Here is an 11,934-nt window from a genome sequence, read left to right on the forward strand (position 1 = left end):
TGTACGTCCCTGATATAGGTTGACCACTTAAAGCGTGGAAAACTATGAAAGCAAATGTACGGAGTATCCGCAAGCAGCGTAAATACTCAATTGAATTTAAGAAAAAGATTGTTGCAGATTTTGAAAGTGGTAAGTATAGTGTGCCTCAATTAGAGAAGCTGCATGGTGTTGGGAATTCTACAATCTATAGTTGGATTTATAAATTCTCTACCTTTAACGAACAAGGATTTAGAATTATAGAGATGAAGGACAGCAGCAACAAAAGGATGAAAGAACTCGAAGCCCGTGTAAAGGAGCTTGAGAGAACTGTAGGCCGCAAGCAGATAATGATTGATTATCTAGAAAAGATGATGGAGATTGCCAAGGATGAACTTGACATCGATATCAAAAAAAACTTCGGCACCCCACAATCAACTGGTTCCGGGAGAACAAACAAAAAATGAGTTTTTCCCTGAACAGTCTCTATAAAGAGGTCGGTCTGAGCAAACAGGCCGTTGCCCAGTACGGCACTAGGCAAAAGATCTTTGATAGCAAAACAGCACAGCTGGTCCTTGAAGCAGACGAACTGCGGGAGGACCATCCAGGTTGTGGGGTTGAGAAAATGTACTATACACTTAAACCCAACTTTATGGGAAGGGATCGGTTTATAGAACTTATGATGGAACTTGGGTATCGTTTGAAGCGTAAAAAGAACTATAGAAGAACAACTATCGCTTCAAAGATCTATTATCCCAACCTTATAAAAGGAATGAAAATTGACCGTCCATCAATGGTATGGCAGTCTGATATTACCTATATACCCATTGGGGACAGACACTATTACGCTGTTTTTATAATAGATGTCTATACCAAGAAGATTGTAGGCTATAAGGTCTCTGAAAACATGAGAGCACAGGCGAATATGGATGCCTTAAAGATGGCGTTGAACGAAAACGAGGCTCCTTTGTTCCATCACAGTGACAGAGGAAGTCAATATACCTATAAAGAGTACATCAGCCTTCTAAAGGACAATGGGAGTCAAATAAGTATGGCACTCAACGCACAGGATAATGCTTTTGCTGAGCGTATCAACAGAACCATAAAAGAGGAATATTTGAATCATTGGAAACCTAAGGACTTCGGTCAATTAAAAAGAATGACAGCAAAAGCAGTAAGGAATTATAACAGTAAAAGATTACATAATAATAACGACAGAATGAGTCCTGAAAGGTTCATAAAACAATTTTCTGTTTTGAGGCATCAAGAAAGGAAATTGATGACTATTTTTAACAATGAAAATTAATTAAAAACGGTCAACTCTAATCAGGGAAGTTCAAAAAGCATCAAGACTTACATCGTTTTGACTCATATTGATCCTTATGAGACTTGCGTTATGGAAAATCAACAAAGGATACACATGTCTTTTAATAAAAATATCAGCATCATAAAAGCCAAGGCGAAAAAACAACCAATCAAAAATGCTATCCAAGCTAAGGTGTTTCTTTTTATGAGTAAACTAATTCCTCCAAGGAGTATGGCAAGCCCGAAGAAAATCATATAAAAAGGAATAAGAAAATTGATGCCATCATTATCTGGGTATAGTAATGCCAATACACCGAGTACTCCTAAAATAGCACTAACTAACGCAGCCTTGGCAACAATATGTTCTTTTAGCCTCATTGTGGGGATCGAATGATTGACCTCTAAAATTAATCAATTTTAGATTGGTATCATTGAGAAACGTTAAGGATTGTCAATATGTTAAACATAGTTTTGACATTATGAGGTGTCATAAATCCAAAAACCTAAGAAAGAGACTTCTTTATTTCCACCAGTTGGTTTTATACCTGGAGGTTATTGTTTCATTATTTTCAGAATACTCTTTTGACCTTTGCCATTTTTAAATTCTGCGATATAGAGTCCTGTAGATTGATGAAGTTCCAAGGAAATATTTTTGGTGTTTTTAAATTGCTTTTCCATTACCAACTGGCCCGTTATGGAAAACAAACGGAGTTCAATACGGTCCTGAAGTCTGCTAAATTCGATATTTATTTGTCCATTGGTGGGATTAGGGTGTAAGGACATTGCAATATCTTGTAATTGGTCTTCCAACCCAGCCGTTTCCTGGTTCCACTTCAGCAGATACCGATAATAGCTATATTCTGATTTGAGATTGAAAGTATTTGGGCCGGGATCAAAATCAATTTCAGATCTAAAATGACCTGAGGCGTAAATGTTGCCTGCAGGATCAAGGGCCATGGCTATTCCATAATTACGTGCTGTAGGTCCGCCCCATTGATAGGCCCAAATATAATTTCCAGACGCATCAAATTTATTGATATACCCATCATGCCAAGAACCAGAATCAAAAATAACTTGGTCTTCACCCGGATCAAAGTCGATTTCGCCACGAAAGGAACCTGTAGTATATACTTGGCCCAAATCATCCACCGCAATGCATGATACGTTGGAATTAGGTCCTGGCGAAAACTTTTCCCACGTGATTATGCCTGAAGGACTAAGTTTAACAACGCCAATGCCTGAGCCTCCGCCACCAACGTAGATGTTTCCAGTGGCATCTGTTGTCACTGCCCTTCCGGCAAGGCTATTTGGGAGTTCTGTGACCCATCCAAAGTCTCCCGCAGCATCCAGTTTCAATACAAAACCAGAAGCGCCTGCCGAGTTCAGTTCAGCGACACCATCACCAGGGTCAAAGTCCACCGTGCCTGTATAGGATCCGGTCAGAAAAAGATTGGAGTCACTGTCAATGGCCAAGGCCTCGCCGCGATCGTATTGAGTAGAACCAATGTGTTTTACCCATTTAAAATCGCCCGTAGTACTCAATTTTAAGATGAACATATCTGTTTGACCTTTGGACGTAAGTACGCTGTTGCCAGTGCCTGAATCAAAATCGACCGTTTTTTCAAATTCACCGGTAACATATACATCTCCCGAATTATCTACGATAATCCCAGAGCCCTTGTCATTCGTAGTGCCGCCCATCTGTTTCGCCCAAAGAAAGTTGCCCTCTGGGTCAAGTTTACATACAAAGATGTCTTTAACGCCATTGGAGGTCAAGTTATAAACCTCAGATCCGGGATTGAAATCGGCCGTACCTTCAAAATTCCCAGTAAAATATACATTTCCAGAGCTGTCCACTGCTATTGCTGTTCCTTCATCATCTTCAGTTCCCCCTAATCTTTTGGCCCAGATGAGTTGGCCAGAAGTACCATATTTACTGACATAGATGTCAAGACCGCCAACGGAACTAAAATTTAAAATGTCCGAGCTTGGATCAAAATCCACTGGACCGCTATAGAAGTGGCCTATACTGTAAATGTTTCCCAAATTATCCAATGCCATGGAGTTATTATATAGAGCTCCGTTAAGTCCTCCCGTAGCAAAGGCCCAATCGAATGTGGGAGCCTGGCCATTGCTGGTAGTCCACAAGGAACAACACAAGATGGCTAAAAGTAATTTTTTCATAATAGTTTCTTGTCTTTGATTAATTGCTATTTAATTTTTTACCAGTTTAACCGTGGATTTCCGGCCTTGACCATCTTTGAGTTCAAGAAGGTAAATGCCATCGGCTTGCTGAATCTCTAATGGCAGAATTTTAAGGTCTTGGAATCGTTTTTCCATAAGCAATTGGCCTGAAAGATTATATAATCGGACGTCCACGGAGGTTTGTATGCTGTTGAATTCTATGGAAAATTTGCCTTTGGTGGGATTGGGATAGGTGACATAGTTTTTAGAGATTGAATGCTCATCCATTTCGAGTGATTCACTAAGTTTTAGAATGAAAACATCGTCCCCTCCGGCAGAAATCAAATTGAATACTTCACTACTGGGATTAAAATCTGTTGTGTTTTGGAAGGAGCCAGTTACGTAAACGTTACCCAGAGCATTGGTAGTAATACAATTGCCAATTGTAAATCCAGTTGGTATACTTCCGAAAGTATTTGCATATATAAAATTGCCATCGGTATCAAATTTAGAGATGAACATATCCAAAAAACCCACGGGATATAAAATAAATTCATCAGGTCCTGGATCAAAATCGCCTGAACCAACATAGCTTCCTGTAAGGTAAAGGTATCCTTGATGATCTAAAGCAATAGAATTTCCACTATCGCCACCAAGAGAGGCACTACCACCAAAACCTTTTGCCCAAACAAAATCGCCCGAAGCATTGAGCTTCAAAATAAAAATGTCGTAATAGCCACTACTGGAAGTTATATTAAAAATTTCGGTTCCAGGATCAAAATCTCGGGTACCCATAAACTTGCCCGTTATGTATGCATTTCCTGCGCCATCCAATTTAAGCGAAAGGGGGAATGCCTCCCCATCAGTCTGTTTTGCCCAAATTAAATTACCTGATCCATCGAGCTTAATATAAAAGCCACCCTCGTCCTGGAGGTTAAAAGTGGAATCTGTTCCATAAAAATTACCACTCGCCACAATATTGTCAGAATTATCCACGACCAAGGTCTCCACTGTATCGATAGAATATCTTTCTTCTCCTCCAAAAGTAATGGCCCATAAAAAATCTCCATTCGAGTCCAATTTTGAAATATAGGCATCTCCCTGACCGGATGGTGTTACGGTGAATGACGGCGTGCCAGGATTCAAGTCATTTGTTCCTTCAAAACTTCCACCAATAACAATATTACCTGAACTGTCCAAAGTAATAGCGTTGATAATATTAGATGAACTGCTGTTGTTTCCACCCCAATGTTTTGCCCACATAAAATCACCATCTGGACTCAGTTTTAGCAAAAAGGCTTCTTTGCCTGGTTTGGTAACAATCATTTCACCAACACCGGGATTTAAATCCACAGTTCCGCGAAAATAACCCCCGACCAGTATATTTCCGTTAGCATCTATGGCAATATCTCCAGGTTCATCAAAGGTGCTACCTCCAATTTGTTTGGCCCATAAGAAATTTCCTTGTGGATCTAATTTGGAAATAAAGATGTCCAATTCGCCATTTGAAGTCAGATGGTAAGTTTCTGCTGATGGGTCGAAATCAACTGTTTGATAGAATTGTCCGATGGTGTAAATATTGCCTGAGGAATCCATTGTCAGAGCTGTGCCATTTTCAGATGAAGGTCCCGACATTTGCTTTGCCCATTCAAAACTGGGGTTTTGAGCAGATAAGGTCACAGAGATACATAGCGTTCCGAGAAAGAGTAGAAAGTTTCTTTTTATTATCATAACTAAGGATTTATAAATATTGAAGATTGGTATTCAATAATAACCATCGTGAGACCTTCTAAAATGTCAGCATGATTTATCAACTATCTTTTCGGATGTTTGAAATTGGACTGGTTTAAAATAGTGAAACTCAATTTTAAAAAGTTGCGATGCAATGCGGGATCTTTGGTTTGTATTCCCCGATGCTCTGCGTTGATGTAAAAAAATAATTCGAATTTGATACCTCGTATAAACGGGTCGAGGTAGTTCATTAAATACCAAAGTTTGGTCCTCTTTTGCGGAAATCTGTATCCACTTCAATCAAATATTCTTAAGTTTAGGGTCTGATTGAAACAGTATAAAAATTATGCGCTTTCTGAGGGTTTTTCCATCTTTGATACCAAACGTTTTTTGCTTTAAATTTGGTTTGTATTAGCGAAATGAGCCTAACCATAAATCTTGAATTCAGATTCTAATTGATTTTAAATGAAAATATTACACACGGCCGATTGGCATATAGGTAAACAGTTGCATAAGGTAGACTTGTCCGACGATTTGGAATTGTTTTTCGATTGGCTATTGGATACCATTGCAAAAGAAGACATCGATTTACTATTGGTTTCAGGCGATGTATTTGATCAAGCCAATCCCTCGCAAGCCTCATTAAAACAATATTACGGGTTTCTAAAACGCATGCTTGCTACCGAATGTAAAATTATTTTGACCGGTGGAAATCATGATTCTGCCTCGGTTTTAAATGCGCCAAAGGACATTCTTGGGTTTCTGAATATTGATGTGATTGGTGGCGCACCTGAGGCTATCGACGATCTCTTTATAAAATATACTAAGAAAGATGAGGAGGTAGTGATTGCCGCGGTGCCATTTTTAAGGGATAAGGATATCAGGAATGCCGTGGCTGGGGAATCTTATAGCGATAAGATTGAGCAGATTCGGGACGGGATTAAATCTTATTTTTCTAATGTCAATTTGCATTACGCGCAACATTATCCGGGAACTTGCTTCATAGTAATGGGTCATTTATACGTGCAGGGCGCTCAGGTTTCTGAAAGTATGAGGGATATCCAAATTGGCAATCAGGCAGGCGTTTCAGGAACTATTTTTGGCGATACGCCTCATTACGTAGCTCTAGGGCATATCCATAAACCTTATGCCGTATCAAAAAATGTTCATTATTCTGGCTCTCCAATTTCTTTGAGTTTTAGTGAAAAAGAAGAGGTGAAACAGGTCAATATTATTTCAGTCAGTGGACAACAGGTTAAGGTGGATATCCTGCCCATTCCGAAGTTTAGACATTTGATGGCGTTTCAAGGCACCCTCGAAGACGTTAAAACACAATTATATAGTTATACGTCGTATACAGATCTCGTTTCCCTTGCCGAAATCATTGTGAATGAACCCGATGAAAATATACAGATCCGCCGCGATTTGGACGACCTTTTGGAAAACTACAAGAATGATCATCTTAAAATCGTCAAATCAAAATTGAATTTCCTTAATAAAATACGTGGCGCTTCAGAAGCCTTTGAGCCAGGAATTAGTGTTGCTGATGTGACGCCGATGGAGATGTTTGAAAAACGATTGGAACTTGATGGACATCAGGAAAATACCGAGGAATTGAAGAATGCATTTCGTCAAATTTTAGAAGAGCTAAATCTGTAGATATGAAAATCAGTAAAATCAGTTTTAAAAATATCCACTCACTTCGTGGCGAACATCATATCGATTTTTTATCGGGACCTTTAGCAGAAAGCGGACTTTTTGCGATAACTGGCGCTACTGGGTCTGGGAAATCTACCTTGCTGGATGTCATTACCTTGGCTTTATACAATAAAGTCCCCCGAATAGGTTCGATTAGCAAATCGGTTATTGAGGATGAAGGTGGCATTATGACCCGTAATGCAACGGATTGTTATGCTGAGGTAGAATATATCGTCAAACAAAAGACATACCGCTCGCATTGGTCGATTGAGAGAAATCGCAACAACAATCTCAATGATCGAAAGCAGGAAATCATCGATGTAGCCACTGGTGCAATTCTTGAAAGTGGGAAATCTGCGGTGCCCGTTAAAAATGAAGAATTAATTGGGCTCAGTTATGATCAGTTTGTAAAAGCGATGGTTTTGTCTCAAGGCCAGTTCAGTAAGTTATTGCAGGCAAGAAGAGACGAACGCAATAAATTACTTGAAGATATTACCGGCGCAAAAGATTACAGGTCGATCGGAATTGCAGTGTTCAGAAAGTTTAGAGCAGCATCGGACCTTTGTAAAGAACAGGACATCCGACTCGGGGAAGTTGAATTGCTTCCTGAAGCCGAAAAGAAGGATTTAATAGATCAAGAAATCGCTTTAAATACATCCAAAATTACTCAGAAAAAAGAGTTGGATGTTTTAAAAACTGAGATTGACAACCAAAAAGGCATTCTTAAAAACCAAACGATTCTAACGGCGAATGACATTCAGCAAAAGGAATTAGTCCAGGATATCGAAAATTTCAAAAAAGAGGAGATCACTTTAAAAAACCATTCAAAATATGTGGTGCATACCAAGCTGATTTCCGATTTTGAACAACAGGAAAAATTGTTTAAAGAACATTCAGAAGAGCTTGTTCGAGAGAAAGTAAAAGAGACAAACATTTTAAAAGAGAAAAACAGTTTGTTGGAAGAAGCTTCAACGCTTTTAAGAAGAAAAGTTGACGCCGAAGAGTTTGTCACTCATTTAACGGAGTTCAATAAAGCGGTGACTGCGCTAAAGAAGGAAGAAGATCTGGCCAGTGCAGAGGCGAAACTGCACGAGGGAAACATCAAAAAGACCCTTTTGGATATTAATAAAGATTCTGATCGGATCCGTTTTAATCCACAACCAAAAGTTTTTATTGAGGGAATTCAACCCATCGAAGAAAAAATCGATAATTTTCTAAAAACAATGGACATCAACAACGCCGTCGAGTTGGCGGAGAGAGAAGCCCATCTCAAGGAAAGGTCGCAGCTCATCCATACGATAAAAATTGCACTAACCAAGTACAACTCCGAATTAACACAAAGCAACTCAAAAGCGGCCGAATTAAAGGTCAGTCAAACTTTGGTTGAAAAATACTGTGCCCAACTGAAGGTATTAGACGACGAATTGAAGCTGTTGGAGGTGGAGGTGGAGACTTTGGTTAAGGAGGAAGAGATGCGTAAAAAACATCAAAGTCTGGAAGCCCACCGGAATGCTTTGGTAGATGGCGAGGCTTGTCCGCTGTGTGGGGCATTGGAGCATCCATTTGCTTCAGATCATCCCGTTTTTGATCCAAAAGAGGCCGTTTTAAAATCGAAAACGGAATTGCTGAACACGAAACGCGCTTTAAAAACGTCCACCCAAACCAATTTAGAAAACGAGGAGAAAAGGATAACAACCTTAAAACAAGATTTCCTTACTATTAATGAAGCTATTGCGCCACAGCTTGTTGAGATTGAAAAACTCTGTAAATCGCTTCAATTGGAAAATATTCCGGACAATGATGTACTTCAGACTTTAGAAAATCAGATTCTACAAACGTCCCAATTGTTGGAGAAGGTTGAAAAAGCATTTGAATTGAGGAACTTATTGGAAAATCTGAGCCATTCTGCAAAACAATGGCATAAAAGTTTCGATTTAAAAATTGAAAAGGAAGCTAAAAGAAAAGCACTTTATGACGGCGATGCTGTGGATAACAAAGTGCAGTCATTGATTTCGAAATGGGCTGCAAACCTTGAAAACATCAAAAACAACCAGCATTCAATTTCTACCTTGAAAACTAAACTGGCTATTATCGTCAAAGAAAAAGAAGTTTTTGAAAAGCAGTTAGATGATATCTTAAAAACTGAATTTATTGAAAGTGTCACCCAACTCAAATCATTTATTTTAACTGAAGCACAGGCAGAACAGATCCGTCAGAAAAAGAAAGAGATAGAACTTCGGCACGAGCGATTAAAAACCGAAAAGGACACTGCCATGAAGGAAATTGAAGTTTTGACGAAACGACTCACTTCCAATGAAGCTTTGCCTTTCCTGGAATCCAATTACGCCAAATTGGAGGAGGCTTTTGGCAATTTAAATCAACAAATCGGCATTCTTAAAACGACGCTTGAAGCTGATACCAAAGCCAAAGAAAAGCAGGAAGCCTTGTTGGAGAAATTAAAAGAATTGAGGAAGGAGGAAGCTCTTTGGAAAACCATGAACGGTTTAATTGGAGATGCGACTGGCAAACGGTTTTCAAATTTTGTTCAGGACTTAACCCTCGAGCAACTGATTGGATATGCCAATTTGCGATTAAAAGATATGAACGACCGTTATGTGCTTGATATTCCCACCGCAGATGAGGCCGACAAAAATGACTCCTTAAAAGTGTTTGACAGTCATCAGGGTGATGCCCGAAGATCTATTAATACCTTATCCGGTGGCGAAACTTTTATGGTAAGTTTAGCCATGGCTTTTGCTTTGTCCGATTTGGCTGCTAAAAACGTGAAAATTGAATCCATATTTATTGACGAAGGTTTTGGCACCTTAGATCCTGAAACCTTGAACCAAGCCATTACCATTTTGGAGAAAATGCAAAATGAAGGCGATAAATCCATTGGAGTGATTTCGCATGTAGAAGCCTTAAAGGAACGGATCACGACCCAAATACGATTGGAGAAAATGGGGTCGGGGTATAGTCAACTGGAAATTATATAACAGTGGCAGTAATTTAAAACAGTCTTCCTAACCTATCATTTAACGGAATAGATAAATCAATAAACTCAAAATTCAAATTATGTGAATCTGACAATGGTTCCATCATTTTAGTCATTGACTTTCTGTCTTTAGTTACAAAAGCATCAATAGCTCTATTATGAATTTGTGAAAAAAGTTTAATATCATTTATAACTACTTTTCTTTCACCAAAATCACCGAATTTACCAAGATTTCGCAAAGTAGCCAAAAATTGACCAGCAAATTTAGCATCTTCATAGTCAAACTCTAATAAACGAAATGCATTTAAAGAAAGTAAGTTGTCTGGATTATCACCAACTGCATATTCACTAACAGCAATGGTCGAAAGATACATTTCAATTTCATTTTCTAAAAAATACTCAAAATAATCTACTGTATTTTGATGATAATCAGCATCTGACTTCAAAGTCTAATACAAAAGGAACTATCTAAAAGAACGCTTTCGATTCCCTTCATATTCCTTCAGCTTTAATATCATCTAACCAAGAATCAACGTCAGTTATTTTACTTAAATTAACCGAAGCTTTTTTTATAACTTTATCCAAAAGTGATTTATTAAAAACAGGCTTGTATTGAATAAATTCGATTAGTTCTAAATCCGTTAAAGAATCATTTTCAAAACTCTTTTTTCCTCGAACTTTGATACCGTATGGTTTATAAGTTTTTTTCTCACCAGCCATTATTTGTTCTTTAGTAGCAGAAATTGTAAGATTGCCATACTTTTTGGTACTAATATGTAGATTTGGATTTTTTCCACCTTCCTGATAAATTTCACCATATAAGTAAAATTCACTTTCATAAAAAGTTGGAGCAATCATTTCAAAATTAGTTGTATAGTCAATGACTAAAGAAGGTTCTTTGGACATTGAACTATTAAACTCAATAACATAATCTTCTTTTACAGCCTTCTTTTGAAATTTATCAATAATTGACTGTCGTTTGTAATCTAAAAAATCAAGATTGTTTCTATTGGTAATCTCATTTGTCAAACCATTGAACAAAATAACTGCCGTAATTGGCAAAAAGAATTTATGTTTAGCAGAGCCTTCTTCAATATCATATGAAATATGTGGTCTATTTTGCTTTTCTTTTCGGTTTGGATATAAAAAAGACTCAACATCTGATATAAAATCTTTAACTTCATTTATATCAATATCCTTAGGACTTAAAGTATTGTCCTTGTTAGTAACTTTTAATTCTATATATCCTTGTTCTTCCATGTGTCTAAAATACAAATTTACTGAATATAAAAAAACTACAGCCAACGTGTATAATTAATTGCTTGTTTTAGCTTGCTTACGAAAATCCTCGCATATTTTCTATTCGGTTTATATTTGCTAACTTTCGTGCTTAACCACCTGTCTGCCGACAGGCAGGCGCCACTAATCATACACAAACACGTTGTGCAAGAGTTACAAAGCTTTATTAGAAAGGTGTCTTTCAAAACACTTGTTTTCTATTTAGTTAAACCAAACCGCATAGCCTTCCCGACGTAGTTCGAGTGCAATCTGTTCTTCAGCTTTTAGGGCTTCAGCTCTTGTGAGAAAAGGATCGATATGGGTGTATAAACTCGGTCTTAAATACAATCCGTACTTCTCTACTATAGAAGCAGATATTTTATGGCCTTTTTTATTGCGGTAGCCTGTTTTATGTTGAAGGAAGCGCTCCTTAGGTGTTTTGCTGGTCTGACCAACGTACAAACACTGCAATACCCCATTAAACTGTGGATTGGCAGTCCTGAACTTTGTGTTTTCAGAATACACTCGTTTTGAAAGTTCAATGACATAAATGGTATATAGTGTTTTTGCCAAGGTTCTTGAGATTAGATCATTGTTGAAGTAAAAGATGAATTTCGAGCCTGCCGTTGTGGGTATTGTTTATGGCCTTTTTACGCTGGATAGATTTCAGTTCCTGCAAATTTGACAGACCAACCAGAGTTTCAGGATGGTTTTTTGTTGATTTTTGGGTTGGTAATATAGGGTTTATGTTGTCGTTCTTCATTTCT

Annotated in this window: 10 protein-coding genes; 4 read left to right on the plus strand and 6 right to left on the minus strand. The window is 38.1% G+C overall.

Annotated elements, in window-relative coordinates; translation table 11 throughout:
* Positions 1-44 precede the first annotated feature (44 nt).
* Positions 45-443: a transposase gene (locus MWU32_RS01835; RefSeq protein ID WP_246937070.1), complete on the plus strand. Its 399-nt coding sequence runs from the start codon at positions 45-47 to the stop codon at positions 441-443.
* The gene (locus MWU32_RS01840) at positions 440-1,282 is read left to right on the plus strand and encodes an IS3 family transposase (protein WP_246937068.1); all 843 of its coding nucleotides are present in this window, start codon (positions 440-442) and stop codon (positions 1,280-1,282) included. The genes MWU32_RS01835 and MWU32_RS01840 overlap by 4 nt, the downstream gene beginning before the upstream one ends.
* A gap of 98 nt (positions 1,283-1,380) precedes the next feature.
* Here MWU32_RS01840 and MWU32_RS01845 read toward each other — a convergent pair whose 3' ends face one another.
* From MWU32_RS01845 to MWU32_RS01855, 3 genes are all read right to left on the minus strand, one after another.
* Positions 1,381-1,659 (minus strand): hypothetical protein, encoded by a 279-nt coding sequence (locus MWU32_RS01845; protein WP_246937247.1) that lies wholly within the window; start codon positions 1,657-1,659, stop codon positions 1,381-1,383.
* A gap of 174 nt (positions 1,660-1,833) precedes the next feature.
* Positions 1,834-3,465 carry an SBBP repeat-containing protein gene (locus tag MWU32_RS01850; RefSeq protein ID WP_246937249.1) on the minus strand — a complete coding sequence of 544 codons (1,632 nt, stop codon included), beginning with the start codon at positions 3,463-3,465 and terminating at the stop codon, positions 1,834-1,836.
* 30 nt (positions 3,466-3,495) lie between these two features.
* Complete coding sequence (locus tag MWU32_RS01855; RefSeq protein ID WP_246937251.1) at positions 3,496-5,196, minus strand: SBBP repeat-containing protein; 1,701 nt, start codon at positions 5,194-5,196, stop codon at positions 3,496-3,498.
* Between the two features lie 465 nt (positions 5,197-5,661).
* On the opposite strand from MWU32_RS01855, the gene sbcD reads away from it, so the two are divergent.
* Both sbcD and MWU32_RS01865 read left to right on the plus strand, forming a co-directional pair.
* Positions 5,662-6,855 carry an exonuclease subunit SbcD gene (gene sbcD / locus MWU32_RS01860; RefSeq protein WP_246937253.1) on the plus strand — a complete coding sequence of 398 codons (1,194 nt, stop codon included), beginning with the start codon at positions 5,662-5,664 and terminating at the stop codon, positions 6,853-6,855.
* 2 nt (positions 6,856-6,857) lie between these two features.
* Complete coding sequence (locus MWU32_RS01865; protein WP_246937255.1) at positions 6,858-9,890, plus strand: AAA family ATPase; 3,033 nt, start codon at positions 6,858-6,860, stop codon at positions 9,888-9,890.
* Between the two features lie 13 nt (positions 9,891-9,903).
* On the opposite strand, the gene MWU32_RS01870 is transcribed toward MWU32_RS01865, so the two are convergent.
* The 3 genes from MWU32_RS01870 to MWU32_RS01880 all read right to left on the minus strand — a co-directional run bounded on the left by MWU32_RS01870 (position 9,904) and on the right by MWU32_RS01880 (position 11,740).
* Positions 9,904-10,335: a hypothetical protein gene (locus MWU32_RS01870; RefSeq protein ID WP_246937258.1), complete on the minus strand. Its 432-nt coding sequence runs from the start codon at positions 10,333-10,335 to the stop codon at positions 9,904-9,906.
* A gap of 46 nt (positions 10,336-10,381) precedes the next feature.
* Positions 10,382-11,149 carry a hypothetical protein gene (locus MWU32_RS01875; RefSeq protein WP_246937260.1) on the minus strand — a complete coding sequence of 256 codons (768 nt, stop codon included), beginning with the start codon at positions 11,147-11,149 and terminating at the stop codon, positions 10,382-10,384.
* Between the two features lie 240 nt (positions 11,150-11,389).
* On the minus strand, positions 11,390-11,740 hold the full coding sequence (locus tag MWU32_RS01880) for a ribose-5-phosphate isomerase (protein ID WP_163515338.1): 351 nt from the start codon (positions 11,738-11,740) through the stop codon (positions 11,390-11,392).
* Between the last annotated feature and the right edge of the window lie 194 nt (positions 11,741-11,934).

Source organism: Gelidibacter sp. F63206, assembly GCF_023015735.1.